Raw genomic sequence first — 18,080 nt, 5'->3', positions numbered from 1 at the left:
TTTCCAGGTGGATAGCAAATTAATTAGTCAAAGCGTTCGGTTTCTGGTAAAAGTAAGCGCGTGATTAATATTCGGGAAAATTCGAACTATGAATGAAAGAAAGCAGGGGCGTAGAAGTGCTGAAGCAGCAGAACAAACTAAGTGTCTGATCCTTAAGGTGGCAGCAGATATGTTTTGTGAACTTGGTTACGAGCGTGTCTCGCTGCGCAATATCAGTGAAAAGGCTGGTGTTTCACATAGTTTGATCCGTCACCACTTCGGCAGCAAAGAGAAAATCTGGCAAGCGGTTAGCGATGCAATGGACGAGTTCATGCAGTGCTATATGGCTGAACTCATCAATGAAATGCCGGAGAACACACCTTCGAATAGAAAAATTTATCTGTTTATGGTTCGCATGCTAGCATTTGCTCTCGTCAATCCTCATCCAGTACAGATGATCGCCGATGCCATTCGACAAGGCGATGACGGTGCTCTACTGCAGTATTTCTTAAAGTCAAAAGATGAGTTCGCTGCAATATTTACCGGAATTTTCGAGCAGTACAACAGCGAAAACCCTAATGCACAATTTGATCAGTGGGAATCAAAGTGGCAAATGTTGATCTTCGCACATGGTGCTGTCAGTCTCGCGCCAATGATGCAAGAAACATGGCCGGATATTGCAGATAATCGCGAAAAACTGCTGATCAAGCATTGGGAATTGTTTAATACCATTATGGCCTCTCAATTTGGGATCCCAAAAGAAGAGATGATTCATCCGGAAAAGCTTGAAGATATCGTTATTGATATGTGCTGTACTATTGATGAAGCAGTAAACTAAAAGCAAACAAGCGAAAAGAAGACATAAAAATGCCGAGCTACAAAGCTCGGCATTTTTGTTTCAATTCGTTTTAACCACGGTAGTAACGTTGTGGTACGAACGGCATTTTTTCAACTGTCATTGGTAGCATTTTACCACGCACTTCAGCGAACACTTCAGTACCAATCGCCGCCAAATCCGCACGAACATAACCCATTGAGACTGGCTTACCTGCATTCGGACCCGCCGTACCGCTGGTTACAACGCCAATTTTAACGCCGTCAGCATCAAACAGTTCAACACCTTCACGCACTGGCGCTTTGGTTTGACCTACTAGACCCACACGCTTACGCGCCACATCTTTAGTCTCAATCTGCTTAAGAATAATGTCTGCGCCAGGGAAACCACCTTCACGTTCACCACCAATACGACGAACTTTTTGGATACCCCATAGCAAGCTCGCTTCAACAGGTGTTGTTGTTGTGTCTAGGTCATGACCGTATAGACAAAGGCCACACTCAAGACGAAGTGAATCACGAGCACCAAGGCCAATCCATTCAACTTCATCTTCCGCAGTCAGTTTACGTGCTAGCTCTTCCGCTTTGTCAGCAGGAACCGAGATTTCGTAACCGTCTTCGCCTGTATAACCACTACGAGAAACAATGCACTCGGCGCCTAAAACATCGACTTTACAAATATCCATGAACAGCATTTCAGAAACTTCTGGTGCAAAACGCGCCAATACAGCCGCCGCTTTAGGGCCTTGGATTGCAAGTAGAGCTCGGTCTTCGATAGTTTCTAGCTCAACACCAGATGGTAAATGCGCTTGTAGGTGTGCGATATCTTGCGCTTTACATGCTGCGTTCACAACCACAAACAGATGATCGCCTAGGTTAGCCACCATCAAGTCGTCCATGATGCCGCCCTCTTCATTAGTGAAAAAAGCGTAACGCTGTTTACCAGACTCAAGATCCACAATATCCACTGGGACTAATGTTTCTAGGAACGCAGCTGCACCGTCACCAATTAGGCGAAGCTGTCCCATGTGAGAAACATCAAACAGACCTGCCGCATCACGAGTATGTAAGTGTTCCTTCTTTACGCCTAGAGGATACTGAACAGGCATATCGTAACCCGCGAACGGGACCATTTTGGCACCAACTTCAACGTGAAGTGCGTGTAGTGGTGTTTTCAGTAGTTCTTGAGTCATTTTCGTCTCCATTTAGATAGACCCGAGAATGCTATCGGCATTCGATGTGTTTCCAATAATAAACATGGCTCATTCTATTTTGCACGAACAAGACGTAGTTCGACTTGCAAAAGTGTGACTCTTAACATTTTAATCACAACCGATCGTACAAAAAAAGCGCTTTAATGAGCAAGTTCTCATCAAAAAAGCGCTTTTTCATCATAACGACCACCAACAGCAATCGTTTGCTTTCACTATAGGAAATTTACAAGTATTTATCACTATTTGGCTGTCACCCACAAAATGAGCGCATCTTCCTCGCTAACACTGGTCAACATATGTCCCATATTTGCATCGTAATAAACGCTGTCTCCCTCGCTTAAAACAACAGGTTCGTAAAACTCAGAATAGAACATAACCTCGCCAGATAAGATAAGTAAAAATTCTTCGCCGTCATGACGAACCCAGTCTTTATATTCATCAAAACTACGAGCTCGAATTTGGCTCTTAAACGGCATCATTTTCTTATTGGAAAGTTGTGTCGCGAGCAGTTCATGTTCATAGGTTTGTGTTGGGTGTGGTTTACCTTCATTCTTCTTGGTAACATCCCTGCGCCCTGTCGCTACCTTTTTTCTAGGTGGCTCAAAGAGTTGTGGCATGTCAATTTGTAAGCCTAGTGCCAATTTTTGCATCGCTTGAAACGTCGGGGAGATCTGCTCATTTTCTATTTTGCTCAGTGTAGATCGAGCAAGCCCGGTTCGCTGACTCGCTTCTTCTAATGTGATACCGAGTTTCGAGCGGATATCCTTAATACGCTGGCCCAGTTTTAACGGCTCGATATTTTGGTCATGTTGCTCTTTTGCCAACGTCATCGATGGGTATTCATCGTAAATACTTTCTGCCATAAATCCCTCTATAGATATCCATATTTTTTGTCTTACTCGCATTGTGCATGAAGCACATAGTGGATAGAAGTCCACCAAGTGAATTAAAGCGTGCTCTTGTTAACAAATTTTGAAATCTTGTTTCCTATAGGAAATTTTTGGTTGATTGTTCCCGTCACAGGCGCTATGTTACCAACTTGTTAGATGTAGAGATGCATATTTCCGTAAGAGATTGGTAAAGGAAACACGCAATCCAACGGAGTTTTTGCCCAAATTTAGGGCCGGATGTTCACTCTGTTCTGCTACGCAGTTCAGCTGTTTTTGAGGACAAATGAACCACAACCGCAAATCATAACTCATCTATTGCGGGTTCATTTTCAGATTTGGAAGGTCAACTACCATGAATAAGAGTTACCCTAACCACAGCTTGGAAAACTTTTTCTCTACCAACCTCTCTGCGACAGATGATGCTGTCTTTGCTGGAATTCAAGCGGAATCCGCTCGCCAAAACGAACAAATCGAACTTATCGCTTCTGAGAACATCGTGTCTAAAGCGGTAATGCAAGCTCAAGGCACGTGCCTAACAAACAAATACGCTGAAGGTTACCCAGGTCGCCGTTACTATGGTGGTTGTGAGCACGTAGATACAGTGGAAGCCATTGCTATCGAACGCGCAAAAAAACTTTTCAATTGTGAATACGCAAACGTTCAACCACACTCAGGCGCACAAGCAAACGGCGCAGTAAAGCTGGCACTGCTTCAACCTGGTGACACCATTCTTGGTATGTCTTTAGACGCAGGTGGTCACCTGACGCACGGCGCACGCCCTGCACTTTCTGGTAAATGGTTTAATGCAGTTCAATACGGTGTTGATCGCGAAACACTAGAAATTAACTACGAAGATGTTCGTGAGCTTGCACTTGAGCACCAACCTAAAATGATCATCGCAGGTGGTAGCGCTATTCCACGTACTATCGACTTTGCAAAATTCCGTGAAATCGCAGACGAAGTAAATGCAATTCTTATGGTCGACATGGCGCACATCGCTGGTCTTATCGCAACAGGCGCACACCCTAGCCCACTGCCACACGCACACGTTGTTACGACTACAACACACAAAACATTGCGTGGCCCTCGCGGCGGTATGATTCTTACTAACCACGAAGACATCATTAAGAAAATCAACTCAGCCGTATTCCCTGGCCTACAAGGTGGCCCACTGATGCACGTTATCGCAGCCAAAGCGGTCGCATTTGGTGAAGCGCTTGGCCCTGAATTTAAAACTTATATTGATTCGGTGATCAATAACGCAAAAGTCCTAGCGGAAGTATTGCAAACTCGCGGTTGCGACATCGTAACTGGTGGCACAGACACGCACCTAATGCTGGTTGACCTTCGTCCGAAAGGGTTGAAAGGCAATAAAGCAGAAGAAGCTCTAGAGCGTGCTGGGATCACATGTAACAAAAATGGCATCCCATTCGATACAGAGAAGCCTATGATTACATCGGGCATCCGTTTAGGAACGCCTGCGGGTACAAGCCGCGGCTTTGGCGCTGAAGAATTCAAACTCATCGGTAATTGGATTGGTGACGTACTGGACGGTTTAGTGAACAACCCTGAAGGTGACGCAGAAGTTGAAAAACGCGTTCGCAAAGAAGTAAAAGAACTTTGCAGTCGCTTTCCTCTATACCAGTAAACGATTTTTTTGAAATCATAATAATTCCTGACAAGTTATTCGGAGATTAAGCAATGGACAAAACACTGAAGTTTGCAGATAGCCACGAGTGGGTACGTGACAACGGTGACGGCACAGTAACAATTGGTATTTCTGAGCATGCACAAGAAATGCTAGGTGACGTGGTATTCGTTGACCTACCAGACGTAGAAGACGAAGTTGAAGCAGGTGAAAGCTTCTCTCTCGTTGAATCTGTAAAAGCAGCGTCAGACATCTACGCACCAATCACTGGTGAAATCGTAGAAATCAATGAAGAACTAGAAGACAGCCCAGAGCTAATTAACGAAGAGCCGTACGAAGGTGGCTGGATCGTAAAAGTGAAGATGTCTGATGTATCTGAACTAGATAACCTGAAAGACGCAGACGAATACCTAAACTCTATCGAAGAAGAGTAATTAGGATGTGACGAAAGCTGTTCCCTAGCCTGTTTAGAGAACAGCTTTTTTTCTAGGTTCGGACGTATAATTTAATTTATCAGTAACGCAAATCCGTTACCCGAACCAAGGAGTAGGTAAAGGACAATGACTGAATTACTTCAAAGCCTCAGCACACAAAACGAGTTCGTTGCTCGCCACAATGGACCAAACAAATCTGACCAACAGAAAATGTTGGAAGCGATCAACGCAGTTAGCCTAGATTCGCTTATCGACGAAACCGTACCAGCACAAATTCGCCTAGAGCAACCAATGAGCTTGGCAGAAGCGAAAAGCGAAGCAGACATGCTGGCAGCAATGCGTAAGTTCGCCGATCAGAACCAAGTTAAACGTACATTCATTGGTCAGGGTTACTACAACACCTTCACGCCGAACGTGATTCTACGCAACGTGATGGAAAACCCGGGCTGGTACACCGCTTACACCCCTTACCAACCAGAGATCTCACAAGGTCGTTTAGAAGCACTTCTAAACTACCAACAAATGGTGATGGATCTTACTGGTATGGAAATCGCGAACGCGTCATTGCTCGATGAAGCAACGGCAGCAGCAGAAGCGATGACACTTTGTAAGCGTGCGGGTAAAAGCAAGAGCAACGTATTCTTCGTTGCTGACGACGTTCACCCACAAACCATCGAAGTGGTAAAAACTCGTGCGAAATTCATCGGCTTTGAAGTCTTGGTTGGTTCTTTAGAATCACTACCAGAGCAAGACGTGTTCGGCGCACTAGTTCAATACCCAAGTACAACAGGTGAAGTTCGTGACCTAACGGACATCATCGCTAAAGCGCAAGCAAACAAAACACTAGTGACTGTAGCAACGGACCTTCTTGCTTCTACCCTACTTAAACCTGCAGGTGAAATGGGCGCAGACGTAGCAATCGGTTCAGCACAACGTTTTGGCGTGCCGATGGGTTACGGCGGTCCACACGCTGCTTTCATGGCAACTCGTGATAAGCACAAGCGTACAATGCCTGGTCGTGTTATCGGTGTTTCTATCGATACCAACGGTAACCAAGCGCTGCGTATGGCAATGCAAACGCGTGAACAGCACATCCGTCGTGAAAAAGCGACATCAAACATCTGTACTGCTCAAGCACTGCTAGCGAACATGGCGTCTTTCTACGCGGTTTACCACGGCGCAGAAGGTCTACGCACGATTGCTCGTCGTACGCACCACATGACAGCCATCCTAGCCGCTGGCCTAACTAAAGGCGGCTTCGAGCTTGCTCACAACAGCTTCTTCGACACCATCACTATCAACACAGGTGCACAAACTGAAGACCTATACGCGAAAGCACTAGCCGCAGACATCAACCTACGTAAGTTGGGTACTCAGCTAGGTGTGAGCTTCGACGAAACCACAACCGTGGCAGATGTAGAAGCCCTATTCGCAGTATTCGGTGTGAAAGAAGAAGTCACAGCACTATCAACTGAAATCGCAGGCAACGAGTTTGCAGCCATTCCAGAAGCATTGCGCCGCACAACAGAATATCTAACACACCCTGTGTTTAACACGCACCACAGCGAAACACAGATGATGCGTTACCTAAAACAGCTAGAGAACAAAGACTTCTCACTCACGCACGGCATGATCCCACTGGGCAGCTGTACGATGAAGCTGAACGCAGCAGCAGAGATGATTCCAGTAACTTGGCCTGAGTTTGGTTCGATCCACCCGTTCGCACCAGCAGAACAAGCAGCTGGTTACGCAGCACTCGCAAAAGACCTTAAAGAAAAGCTATGTGAAATCACTGGCTATGACGCATTCTCACTACAACCAAACTCTGGTGCATCGGGTGAGTACGCAGGTCTTATCGCGATTCAACGCTACCACGAAAGCCGTGGCGAAGGTCACCGCAACGTATGTTTGATCCCAAGCTCTGCGCACGGTACTAACCCTGCGACAGCATCTATGGTGTCAATGAAAGTGGTTGTGGTTAAGTGTGATGAAGAAGGCAACATCGACATCGACGACCTAGCAGCGAAAATCGAGAAACACAAAGACAACCTATCAAGCATTATGATCACTTACCCTTCGACGCACGGCGTTTACGAAGAGAAAGTGAAAGAAGTGTGTGAAATGGTTCATGCCGCCGGTGGTCAGGTTTACCTAGACGGCGCTAACATGAACGCGCAGGTTGGTCTAACATCACCAGGCTTCATCGGTTCAGACGTTTCTCACCTAAACCTACACAAAACCTTCTGCATCCCGCACGGTGGTGGCGGTCCGGGTATGGGTCCTATCGGTGTGAAATCTCACCTAGCTCCTTTCTTACCAGGGCATATTGAAGACGGTGTAGAAGGCGCAGATTTCGCAGTATCAGCAGCAGATATGGGTAGCGCTTCTATCCTGCCTATCTCTTGGGCTTACATCGCAATGATGGGCGAAGCTGGCCTAACAGATGCTACAAAAGTAGCAATTCTGAACGCAAACTACGTGATGGAAACACTTCGCCAACACTACCCTGTTCTTTACCGTGGCAAAAATGGCCGCGTAGCGCACGAATGTATTATCGACATTCGTCCGCTGAAAGAAGAAACAGGTATCAGCGAAGAAGACATCGCGAAGCGTCTAATGGACTACGGTTTCCACGCACCAACTATGTCGTTCCCTGTAGCGGGCACGCTAATGGTTGAGCCAACGGAATCGGAAGATCTAGAAGAGCTGGACCGCTTCTGTGATGCGATGATCGCTATCCGCGAAGAAATGGAGAAAGTGAAAAACGGTGAATGGCCACTGGATAACAACCCACTTGTTAACGCGCCACACACACAAGTTGATCTTTCAGCTGAAGATTGGGACCGCCCTTACTCTCGTGAGATTGGCTGCTTCCCGTCTAAAGCGACCAAATCTTGGAAGTACTGGCCAACGGTAAATCGCGTAGATAACGTATACGGTGACCGTAACCTAATCTGTTCATGCCCAAGCATCGATAACTACGAAGATTAATTTTTGTAGAATCTAAATAAACAAAGGCGAACCGTTTGGTTCGCCTTTTTGTTTTTGGTGTGCCGCCCTAACACTTGTTGATACATCGAGAAGGAATGATGGCTAGTTATTGTTTGCACAAAAGTGATTTAGAAATACAGTAACTTCTGAGAACCTTTGAATTAGCACTAATATCTCAGAGCCTTAAAGGCTTGTTGGAAACTCCTCATGAACACTATGTTATGCAGGTGCTGTGTAGTTTCTCAGTTCAGTTGCAGTAAGTCCCACTTATTACCATAGAGATCTTGGAACACCACCACTGTCCCGTATTCTTCCACACGAGGCTCTTCATTAAATACAACACCATTTTTCTTCATCAACTCGTAGTCACGCCAAAAATCATTAGTTTGCAGAAACAGGAAAACACGACCACCTGTTTGATTTCCTACTGCATGCGTTTGCTCCGGTGTACTCGCTTGAGCTAAAAGTAGGTTTGTACCATTGGAGTTTGGAGGAGAAACTTGAACCCAGCGTTTACCACAACCTAGGTTGGTATCTTCAACCAGAGTGAATTGAAGTTTTTGAGTATAGAATTCGATAGCATCGTCGTAATTTTCAACGACTAGAGCAATGTTTCCGATTTGCTGCTGAACAGTTTTGGCCATGATGATTTCCGCTGTGTCAAAACGCTAATTGTACTCTATTTTGAGACTTTTCTAGAAAGCACATAACGCCTTGCAAATGTGTAAGGCACACAATACGAATGCTTACGCACGGCGCCTTTGTCACTAGAACCGACAAACAATATAGCTGCCACCAGTGTCGAATCTTGATTGAGCAACTTATTAAAGCCTTAGCTATAACTCAAGAGCAAATCTCTAACCTAATAAAGAAGGCTGCTCGTATACCACGGTATTATAGTTCTTCTAGTTTTCCCTTAGCTAAATCTTCTTGTTGCTTAAGGAACATGAAGAAGTTTGCCTCACTGATAAACGGGTTACCGCTTGTGCCGAGCTTCTTCCTATTTTCAAAAAGGAAATTTTTATGTGGATGGTTCGAAAGGTTAACGTTCACAATAGGTGCCTGTAGTGAAATTTTTCTAATTTTCTCCATGCTAGTCAGGAACTGGCCAATAACTTCTGGATCATTGCTACTTACGCTATGCCCACCAACGATAAAAGCACGATATTGTTCGCCATTATCTTCAACAGTGAAGTCTAAGGAATAATCACCTTCCGTGTGGCCAGGTGTGAGATAGAACTTAAACTCATGTCCACCAATAGCCATAGAGCTATCGCTTTTTATCTCTATGTCTAAATTTGGAGGAAGGAACTTGTTCTCACCTTCGCTTTTGTTTGATTGCTGTATAGATAGTTCATGAGCGCTTTTGGTCATCACGACTTTGGAACCATACTTCTCTTGAAGTAACTGGGCGCCTCCAACGTGGTCAGAATGCCCATGAGTTACCAATATGTGCGTTATTGGCTTATCTTTTAGCCCTAGCTTCTCTAGGTTGATAGGTATCCACTCAGAGTAAGGGAAGTCAAGCGTATCAATGATAACGAGTCCGTCGTCTGTAGCAATGGCATATGATGAGACCCACTTGTCTCCTACATAATAGACATTATCAAACATTTGAAATGGTTCTACATAACCGTTCTTATCATTCATTGCTGGAACATATTGACTTAAGGAAGCAAAAGACGAAGCACTGAAAAGTAAACCTACAATAATTTTTTTCACGAAATCACACACAAATATATCCTTAATAATTTCTTATAGAACCTCGCGGATGAGAAAGCTCTAAACGATTTTCAGAGGCAAATACAACTGCAAATACTTTCTACTTAGCTTGAGTTTTAGCTGACCGAATCACTTGTAAACTCGAATCCTATTAACTGCCTATGTATTCATGATTCTTTTAGAGGTTAAATAAATGAACTCAATTGAAGCAGAGTCATGAAGCTTCACTTGAGGTTAGCGGCACAGCACAATGTGATAAACCTCTTTCAAGCAAACATTTGAATGCGATTTTTCCAATTTAAGACATGTTCAATAAATGCATCAACTCTTGCAGGCCTTTTATCGCGGTCTCGATACATAATGAATACTTCTTTACCCGAGCATTGCCATTCTGGCAACAAAGGCAGCAGGTTATGTTGATCATGATTTAGCTCATGAAAGTAATAGGTTGGAATCCACGCAATTCCTAAACCATGGATGACGGCGTCTCTAACTAGTAGTACATCATTTGAAGTGAATTGAAACTTTAGCGGATGATCAAATGTTTCATTGGTGATTTGATTAACTAATTTCCATTGGCTGTCGTTGTTTACCGTAATTAGGCGATGATGAACAAGTTGTTCTGGATGGGTAATCGGTTGGTGTTGTTCTAAATAGCTTCGTGATGCACAAAGCGCAAATGGAATCGACCATAATTTCTGAGCAATCCAGTCTTGTTCAATAAGATCACCAAGACGAAAACTAACATCGACACGGTTAGATACAAGATTGATTTTTTCATTCTGTACATCTAAATCGATACATATCTTCGGATGTTGCTCTGCAAATTCATAAACGCACCGCTTTAACCACATCTGTGTCATGTTAATTGGCGCTGATATTTTGATCGTTCCGCTTAAAGACTGACGCTCAGTCGCAATTCTCGATGTCACATTATTTAAGCTAAGAAGTAACGGCTCACAGAGTTGATAATATTTTTCGCCATCAGTTGTTAACGCAAAGTGGTGTGCACTGCGGTTAAATAGTCTGCAATTTAAGTTTGTTTCCAGCCTTTTTAACTTCCGGCTTAGCGTGGCTAACGGGACATTAAGACGCTCAGATCCTTGTGTTAGGCTTTGATAGCGAGCAACAGAAACGAATAACAAAAGGTCATCCAAAGAGTGACGTTCCATATTTGGGATTAACCCTCTTAAATTTGGCTATTAAAAATCAAATATGAAATATATAGCATTATCGCGTCAAGTTAATTTTTATCAGGAAGATCTATGTCTAAGCATTTATCAATTTGGTGCGGTGTTGTTGTCGCTATCTTTTTTTGGTCTAGTAACTTTAACGTAATAAAGGCTATTAATAGCGATGTCTCTCCTTTGGATTCAGCGACGTTACGATTTTCCGTTGCAGCTTTAATACTCTTACTGATAAGAGGTACTAAACGCTCTCCATATGGAGCCAAACTCACACGAAAAAGTATGTTGTCGTTGTTTGTTATAGCAACCGTGGGTGTAACTATCCAAAACTTCTCTATTTTCTCTGCAATGAGATTTACTACCCCAGTTAACGCAGCGGTTGTTCAGGCAAACCTACCACTTGTCACTATCTTGTTGTCGGGCGTTATTCTCAAGACTTCCATTTCGGTTAAAACTATTTTAGGTGCACTAATCAGTTTTTGTGGAGTGGTAATCGTCATTACAGGGGGAAATATTCATTCTATTAGCAGCAATAGTAATATTGGTGATCTATACATGTTATTTGCTTTAATTAGTGGGTGTTTATACACAATTCTAGCGAAGCGTTTAACATCTCATATCCCAGTAACTCAGCAGTTACGTTGGGTGTTAAGTATTGGTGCCATTCAAATGGTCGCTATAGCGATGTACCACGGCGACTTTAGCCGTAGCTTAAATGCCATAACATTTAAAGACCTAGCATTAATAGCTTACATGAGCCTGTTTGGAACTTTGATTGCTTATTACTTTTGGATGAAAGGCGCTATCGTTCTTGGTCCAGATAAGATGTCTCCATTATTTAATATTATGCCGGTATTCACTCTACTGATTTCGTTCATTTCTGGTGAGCAGGCTCAATGGGAAAATGTTTTAGGCGTCTTTATCGTTGCGGCTGGTGTGTATATAGGTAACTCAGCACCTTTTGCTCGTTTACGGAAGGTGGTGGAGTAAAAATAGACGCCAACCTTAAGTCGCATTATTTATGCGCAATACTTTGTTAATTGGCATGAGTTTTCTTGGTTTCCAATAGGTACACTTTTTCGCTTTCGTCGTTCACTCTTTTATCTAACTTTATTGAGTGCATGTCGAAAATCTTCAATCTTTTGCTAAGAGCGTTTTTTACTATGTAAAAAACAAAGGAGAATGACCATGAAAAAACGACTCAACTATATTGAAGTAGCGCCAAAGGCAATAGAAATCCTGTACGCTCAGGAAGCTTACTTCCATGAACAATTTAGCCAATCAGAAACCATGAACATGATCATATGGGAACTGGTTAAGTTACGCATATCGCAAATCAATCAATGTGCATTTTGTATCGACATGCATAGTAAAGATGCGCTTAAGTTAGGTGAAAAGCCGGAACGCATATGGGGGCTTAGTGCATGGAGAGATATGCCATTCTACAGCGATGCAGAACACGTTGCACTAGGCTGGGCTGAATTACTAACCGCTGGCCTACCAGTAGATGATGATACCTATCAGCTGACCTTGAATACCTTCGGAGAAGAAGCTATGGTCAACCTAACAATTGCGATCAACGCGATCAATAGTTGGAACCGAATAGTTAAGGCATTTAAGCCAAAGGTTGGAGTCTATAAACCTCGATAATTCTATTTGACGGTTCTTACTTGTAAGCCACTGCTTATACCTCAACTTAATAGGATGAAAAGTACATGTGTATCACTTTCTCATTTAAGTTGAGGTTAAATAGGATGATTCATTTGAACTTAGAATTTGATATTTTAAAACCTCAAAAGGCTTTAGCTGGCTATGTTCAAGCCATTTGGTCAGCATCCGTCAAACCTGATACGACGCAAACCGTACGTAAACAATTACTCAGTGATGCTGGTACAGGTGTGGTATTCATTTTACAGAATGAAGTACAAATAGATGGTGAGTGGCAGACGCCGGGGGTTGTCCTACTGCCTATAAGCATTCTGGCACATCAGGTCTGCCTACCGCCAGGCGCGGTGATGACTGGCGTACGCTTTCATCCTGCTGTTGGTTATCAACTATTTGGTAAACGTCTAGAACAGCTATTGCGGATTCAAGACGACCACCCTTTGGCTTCTTCTGCACTAGCAACATTTGAGTCTCTGCAAACAGCTCGTTCGCCATATGCAAGGATTTCTACGTTATATCGCTGGGTTCAAACACTGATTGAGGAATATGAACCGCAGTATGTCGGCCACATTATTGACCAACCTACAGGGACCATCAGTCAGCGCCAGAGAGAGCGCAATTTTCAGAAATGGTTGGGGATTACTCCTAAACATTACCAACGCATTAAACGAGTGAAGCACACTTTAGAGCAACTCCGAGCGCAACCCGATCTTACTTTATCGGAGTTGGCGCTGGAGCAAGGTTTTTCCGATCAAGCACACATGACTAGAGAGTGTAAGCAGATTGCGCGCATGACACCGAAGCAGTATGTCCGAAAGAGAAACCTCTAAACCTTATTAGCTTTCTACATCAAACCCCATTGATTCAGAATCGACCATATACTTGTTACAATGTTCGATCATATATCACCTACTTTTTCGATCGCTCATTCCAGCTTGATGTGAGTTGGTTAGCTCGCTTTTGATGCCGCGTGCCGCTCTACCATAAACGCGATCACTTCTTCGCTTAAGCAAGATTTGCTGATGTATTGGCGTTGTTTACCAAGGTGAAGGATAAAGCCCAAATCAGTTTGTTCGAGTTGGTCGATTTCATTGATAGCTAGGTAGAGTTGGTAATCATGCTGTTCAACACGGCCACAGTATTCAGTGCCTCGGTCAGTCAAAATTCTCAGTATTAGCATAGGTCGAGCTCCAACGTCGAAGTATTCTCTCTGAGTGCTTTTCTAAGGTTGTTAGGACTTTTCTTACTGGCTCTAGTCAACTAAAGCTTGTACTTGCTTATCTGTCATCGGACTCTCAGCATTCTTTAACACCGCCCAACGAAGAGCTTTTTGCATGTCATTGTTTTTCGATCGTCATCAACAGCTCGTGTAAATAAATGCACTACATGGAACCAGTCGAGAGTAACATTCGCTTTCGGAAGCTCATCTTTGACACCACTCCAACCTGCCCAGGCACATCGATGAGCTTTATAGTGAACTCGAGGTATTTTCGCTGTGATATAGCAATGGTGCTGAAAAAAGTTGAGATGGCTCCATGTTTTATCGGTTATAAAAAACAACCATCTGCGCGGTGGCTATTGTTAACTGATCTTCATGATAAGAATTCAGAATGAGACAATGAGTATGCAAGCTTACGAAATGGACGTGGATAAGTACTTTAACGAATAGCTCGGTATTTTTTTGCCAGAGGGAGTCTACTTATGTTTACCCCATGAAAGTAATAGACATGTCATTTACATTATTTTTTAAAGTATGCCTAGATATAAGCTTTGACATGACTTATTTTTGAGAATTGGGGCGGTCCTAGGCTAGCACTTGAGAGCATTAGGACATAGTATCGTCTCACGCGTGGATATGGGTTGACCTATGTACAATATTGGTAAAAAAATGACTAAAATACTGGTTTCCCTTATGAGTGCCACAATATTATTGCTCTCAACAGGTTGTAACGCAGATATGTTTAATTTCTTCAAATCAAAAAAGTTTCAATACATACTTAGCTCAGAGATCACTGGTCGCTTATACTTAGACGGGAAAGCGTTTACTAGCGAGGTAGTTTATCTACACACGGCTTTTTCTAAAAACCGTTATATCACCGAGACAATTACGTCAGAAAATGGTTATTTTCATTTCGAACCTACATACCACTATCAGACGTTTAAAGAACCTGCCCTTCATGAATCCTCTAGCTACATTGGTATTTACATTTTTGTAGATGGCAAAAAATACTACTTACTAGAGGCTCGCTTTTCTGACGTGAAACCCTATGAATTTATTTCAGATAATCTTCTTGATTTAAGTTGTGAGATTAATTCGGACGAATATCGTTACTTTTTTAAAAATAAATTTGTTGAGAATGGCCTCGATCTTGAAATTATTAGTAGGTGTGATTTGAAAGGATTTTCTGAAAAAATATTACTAAATAAGGACACGTAATGGCAAAGTTAACACCAAAAATGGCTTCAGAAATAGCGGATATTCCTTACAAAGCTTATGAAAATAATGGCCGTTTTATCATGCCGGGCAAAAACAGTTTTTCAAATCACTTTTCTTTTTCTGAAAATGATGTATTTGATGGTTTTACAGGCGGTGTAGCGGGTTTATCCAATGTACCGGTATTGCGTAAAGTTATCCCTGGCTTGATGAGAACTTCAGAGGCGTTTGCAGTGGTTGGCACTGGTAAAGGTTCTACATTTGAGAATGAAATTGTCATTTCAATTCGAGGAACACAAAATGCTAATGATTGGATCACAAATGCGAATATAGGGGTGAAAGGATCACCAAACGGTTCGCCCGCTCATGCTGGTTTCAACAATTGTTTTCAAAGTCTTAGCCCCAAGTTGAAGCAGTATATTATGCAGATGAATCCTAAACCAAAACGTATACATTGCGTTGGGCACAGCTTAGGTGGAGCGCTCGCATCACTTTGCGCTGATTGGGTGCGTAGTGAGATGAAGGTCAGAACCACCTTATACACCTTTGGCGCTCCTAGAGTTGGTCTGGAAGCATACGCACGCTCATCGGAAAAGCTAAACGATGGTGTTTATCGATGTACGCATGGTGCTGATCCTGTACCAAAAATACCGCTTTGGCCATTTATTCATGCTCCAATCTCAACAGGCGAGTACCGCTTGGACTCTGGCACTGGATTAAGCATATCAGCCCATTTGATGGCAAGAAACAAAAATCCGGGTTACTTAAACACTGCTTCCTCGGATTCTTGGGGAGCGTTGAAGAGGAAATCGAATGACCACTTATTTACCCCTATCCGTCTAAAGTATGAGCAACGAAATCAAGCTTCTTTTTCGGAGTATTGGGCAGATAGAATACAGGGCGCACTTATCACCTATTTGAAAGATGTGGCTCTTTTGTCAACGGTAACGATTCAAGCAGGCGTGATTGCTGGCTTGACCTTTTATGATTGGCTTTCAAGAAAGCTAGAAGCCGTTGCTAAATCATCTAAGCGCAATGAAGAGCAACTAAAAGGCTTATTAGGCCATATGCTTGTTTTTGCCGGTCACTATGGGACCATCATTGAGGATCTATCCGCCCGATTCATTAGATGGGTTTTCGAAAGAACCATTGGACGACTAGTCAGAGTATCTAAACAAGCGATATCGTTGCTAAGTTAACCTAACCATTGCAATGGCATAGTAACGTGATTGCTTAGTTAGAGGTGAACTCATCACCTCATAAGTTAACTGGTGACATTGACATAACGCCGCTAAATGGGATTCTTATTAAGCACTTTTTAGATGAAACTTTCTAACCAAATCGGGGCGCGATTTATCAAAACGAATTTGAAAATAATGAATTTTTCACTATTTTCAAATTCGTGATTAGGAGCCAAAATGTAGGTTTACAGTTTCAACTGTTTTTGGATTTCTGTTGGAAAAGTAACTTAAACAATTGACATTAAATAGATTTAATGGGAAATAGCTCTTACAAAACCCGAACTGCGCTCCCTTCCAAGCTGATGATGATGTAGGTTCGATTCTCGCTGTACACTCCATTCTCATAGGCTACTTTCCCTAAAACTTCGAACGCCTCCCATGGGGCTCGAATCGCAATCCCATGGATAGCCCCCTCAAATCGAATAAGTTTCTTCCGCATAGAAGTTACCTTTAGACGCATAAGTCCAACACTGGCCACATGAACTTTATTAGGGAAAATCCAACAAACTAACGAATGTCAAACCTTTGCCGGACATAGTAATCGAGCAAAAAATGCTCTAGAAGTTGGCGTCATCACTGTAGGCTCACAATAAACTATCTCATTGTCACTTTTTTGGTTCAGTTTACACACTAACTCCGCAGCACACTTAAGGAGTCCATATACTGGAAAGACGCAACCAGAAACACCGAGTGTAGTGGTTCAGATTTTGAGTCTGAATCAGAGCTACCCCATAAGCATCAAACCCTAAGATCAAAAAAGCAAACCCACGGACTCGCTTTTTTTGTTAGCTCGCTTTTGATTCCGCGTGCTGCTCTACCATAAACGCGATCACTTCTTCGTTTAAGCAAGATTTGCTGATGTATTGGCGTTGTTTACCAAGGTGAAGGATAAAGCCCAAATCAGTTTGTTCGAGTTGGTCGATATCATTCCAAGCGAGGCTGCGGTCAACTTTACCGCTTTTGTAGCGTACGCCATCTGCATTCACTTCAAACACCACTTTACTGCCGCGACTTGAGCTGATGGTTTGACGCCACAGCCACCAAGTTCTTTTGAAGTAAACGCTGCACGCTTCAATCACACTCAATACGATAAAGAACCAACCGACATAACCGTTTGGTAGCAGTTCAAACTCCAATAAAACCACACCAAAGACAAGAAACAATATCCCTTTTAGGTACGCTTGTGGGAACTTCGTTGGCTGGCTAGTTTGATCATAACACTCAGCAAAGAAAGGTTTGTCGAGTGTGTATTCTGTAGTGAATTCGAAATCTTTAGACATGTATGGTTACTTCAAGGCTTCTGTAAATGAGTAATCTTAGTTGCACTCTCGCAACGCCTGCATTGTAGCGCTTCTCGGGATTTATCTTTAGTCCTTTTGATTCTGTTTTGTAAATCAATGATACCGCCACGCAAAAAGACCTCGGTGCACTTGCCAAGATCAAACAAGGCGAACCATTTGGCTCGCCTTGTGGATTAATGACCTATGTAACTTCTTGAGGTTTTTACTTTAGAGGGTCGTTGTCTGGCAACGCACTGTGTATCCATACTGCCAGCCGGTGTTTGATGCTTGCGCCATCTAGCTTGCTTTCCGGTAGTGGCGTGATCTGTTTGGCATCGACCAAGAATAGGTAAATCGCTTTTACTCTTAGAGGCTGTGGTGACTGAGGAAGGTCAAAGCCTTGTAGCTTCGCCATCTTCCCACCAATCTCTAGTGCCTTCTTAACCAGTTTGTCTTCATTGTGAAGCTTGGAGCTTTTTGACATTGATAAATCCTCTTCTTCGCTTCAATTAAGAATACATGAAGTGTCACGTATGGCGTGTTAGTAAGCTCGCATATTGA

Annotated in this window: 17 protein-coding genes and 1 pseudogene; 9 read left to right on the top strand and 9 right to left on the bottom strand. The window is 43.0% G+C overall.

Annotation, left to right across the window (positions count from 1 at the left end):
* Window positions 1-88 precede the first annotated feature (88 nt).
* Complete coding sequence (vdeR, locus tag R7Q48_RS03070) at window positions 89-817, top strand: efflux transporter transcriptional repressor VdeR (protein WP_005376423.1); 729 nt, start codon at window positions 89-91, stop codon at window positions 815-817.
* A 70-nt stretch (window positions 818-887) separates the two neighbouring features.
* Here the strand turns inward: vdeR and gcvT are convergent, their stop codons facing one another.
* Window positions 888-2,006 carry a glycine cleavage system aminomethyltransferase GcvT gene (gcvT, locus tag R7Q48_RS03065; protein ID WP_047103535.1) on the bottom strand — a complete coding sequence of 373 codons (1,119 nt, stop codon included), beginning with the start codon at window positions 2,004-2,006 and terminating at the stop codon, window positions 888-890.
* Window positions 2,007-2,266: 260 nt separating this feature from the next.
* Window positions 2,267-2,890, bottom strand: a complete 624-nt coding sequence (locus tag R7Q48_RS03060; RefSeq protein WP_005376429.1) for a helix-turn-helix domain-containing protein — start codon at window positions 2,888-2,890, stop codon at window positions 2,267-2,269.
* 379 nt (window positions 2,891-3,269) lie between these two features.
* On the opposite strand from R7Q48_RS03060, the gene R7Q48_RS03055 reads away from it, so the two are divergent.
* The 3 genes from R7Q48_RS03055 (at window position 3,270) to gcvP (ending at window position 7,990) form a co-directional block, all read left to right on the top strand.
* On the top strand, window positions 3,270-4,565 hold the full coding sequence (locus tag R7Q48_RS03055; RefSeq protein WP_005376430.1) for a serine hydroxymethyltransferase: 1,296 nt from the start codon (window positions 3,270-3,272) through the stop codon (window positions 4,563-4,565).
* Between the two features lie 53 nt (window positions 4,566-4,618).
* Complete coding sequence (gene gcvH / locus R7Q48_RS03050) at window positions 4,619-4,999, top strand: glycine cleavage system protein GcvH (RefSeq protein ID WP_005376432.1); 381 nt, start codon at window positions 4,619-4,621, stop codon at window positions 4,997-4,999.
* Window positions 5,000-5,125: 126 nt separating this feature from the next.
* The gene (gene gcvP / locus R7Q48_RS03045; RefSeq protein ID WP_256902710.1) at window positions 5,126-7,990 is read left to right on the top strand and encodes an aminomethyl-transferring glycine dehydrogenase; all 2,865 of its coding nucleotides are present in this window, start codon (window positions 5,126-5,128) and stop codon (window positions 7,988-7,990) included.
* Window positions 7,991-8,232: 242 nt separating this feature from the next.
* Here gcvP and R7Q48_RS03040 read toward each other — a convergent pair whose 3' ends face one another.
* The 3 genes from R7Q48_RS03040 to R7Q48_RS03030 form a co-directional block, all read right to left on the bottom strand.
* Window positions 8,233-8,634 carry a VOC family protein gene (locus R7Q48_RS03040; protein WP_005376435.1) on the bottom strand — a complete coding sequence of 134 codons (402 nt, stop codon included), beginning with the start codon at window positions 8,632-8,634 and terminating at the stop codon, window positions 8,233-8,235.
* 250 nt (window positions 8,635-8,884) lie between these two features.
* Window positions 8,885-9,712: an MBL fold metallo-hydrolase gene (locus tag R7Q48_RS03035; RefSeq protein WP_225452537.1), complete on the bottom strand. Its 828-nt coding sequence runs from the start codon at window positions 9,710-9,712 to the stop codon at window positions 8,885-8,887.
* 266 nt (window positions 9,713-9,978) lie between these two features.
* The gene (locus R7Q48_RS03030) at window positions 9,979-10,884 is read right to left on the bottom strand and encodes a LysR family transcriptional regulator (RefSeq protein WP_213874240.1); all 906 of its coding nucleotides are present in this window, start codon (window positions 10,882-10,884) and stop codon (window positions 9,979-9,981) included.
* 93 nt (window positions 10,885-10,977) lie between these two features.
* On the opposite strand from R7Q48_RS03030, the gene R7Q48_RS03025 reads away from it, so the two are divergent.
* The 3 genes from R7Q48_RS03025 to R7Q48_RS03015 all read left to right on the top strand — a co-directional run bounded on the left by R7Q48_RS03025 (window position 10,978) and on the right by R7Q48_RS03015 (window position 13,394).
* The gene (locus R7Q48_RS03025) at window positions 10,978-11,889 is read left to right on the top strand and encodes a DMT family transporter (protein ID WP_025767810.1); all 912 of its coding nucleotides are present in this window, start codon (window positions 10,978-10,980) and stop codon (window positions 11,887-11,889) included.
* Between the two features lie 198 nt (window positions 11,890-12,087).
* Window positions 12,088-12,549: a carboxymuconolactone decarboxylase family protein gene (locus R7Q48_RS03020; RefSeq protein WP_256902711.1), complete on the top strand. Its 462-nt coding sequence runs from the start codon at window positions 12,088-12,090 to the stop codon at window positions 12,547-12,549.
* A 104-nt stretch (window positions 12,550-12,653) separates the two neighbouring features.
* Entirely contained in the window at window positions 12,654-13,394 is a 741-nt protein-coding gene (locus R7Q48_RS03015; protein WP_213910190.1) for a helix-turn-helix domain-containing protein, read from the top strand.
* A 119-nt stretch (window positions 13,395-13,513) separates the two neighbouring features.
* On the opposite strand, the pseudogene R7Q48_RS03010 reads toward R7Q48_RS03015, so the two are convergent.
* Both R7Q48_RS03010 and R7Q48_RS31710 read right to left on the bottom strand, forming a co-directional pair.
* A pseudogene (locus R7Q48_RS03010) lies at window positions 13,514-13,666 on the bottom strand (YcxB family protein); the annotation flags it as partial.
* Window positions 13,667-13,869: 203 nt separating this feature from the next.
* Window positions 13,870-14,124: a transposase gene (locus tag R7Q48_RS31710; protein ID WP_137282670.1), complete on the bottom strand. Its 255-nt coding sequence runs from the start codon at window positions 14,122-14,124 to the stop codon at window positions 13,870-13,872.
* Window positions 14,125-14,452: 328 nt separating this feature from the next.
* Here R7Q48_RS31710 and R7Q48_RS03005 point away from each other — a divergent pair, with 328 nt between their 5' ends.
* A complete protein-coding gene (locus R7Q48_RS03005; RefSeq protein WP_242013371.1) occupies window positions 14,453-15,001 on the top strand; it encodes a DUF6795 domain-containing protein in 549 nt (182 codons plus the stop codon).
* Window positions 15,001-16,197, top strand: a complete 1,197-nt coding sequence (locus tag R7Q48_RS03000) for a lipase family protein (RefSeq protein ID WP_104980635.1) — start codon at window positions 15,001-15,003, stop codon at window positions 16,195-16,197. The genes R7Q48_RS03005 and R7Q48_RS03000 overlap by 1 nt, the downstream gene beginning before the upstream one ends.
* Before the next feature lie 827 nt (window positions 16,198-17,024).
* Here the strand turns inward: R7Q48_RS03000 and R7Q48_RS02995 are convergent.
* Window positions 17,025-17,519, bottom strand: a complete 495-nt coding sequence (locus R7Q48_RS02995) for a YcxB family protein (protein ID WP_137282673.1) — start codon at window positions 17,517-17,519, stop codon at window positions 17,025-17,027.
* A 223-nt stretch (window positions 17,520-17,742) separates the two neighbouring features.
* Window positions 17,743-18,003: a DUF5062 family protein gene (locus R7Q48_RS02990; RefSeq protein ID WP_005376453.1), complete on the bottom strand. Its 261-nt coding sequence runs from the start codon at window positions 18,001-18,003 to the stop codon at window positions 17,743-17,745.
* Window positions 18,004-18,080: the final 77 nt, after the last annotated feature.

It is taken from the genome of Vibrio sp. 378 (assembly GCF_033339435.1).
Note: the sequence above shows the minus strand (reverse complement) of the source record. Positions and strands in the feature narration are given on the sequence as shown.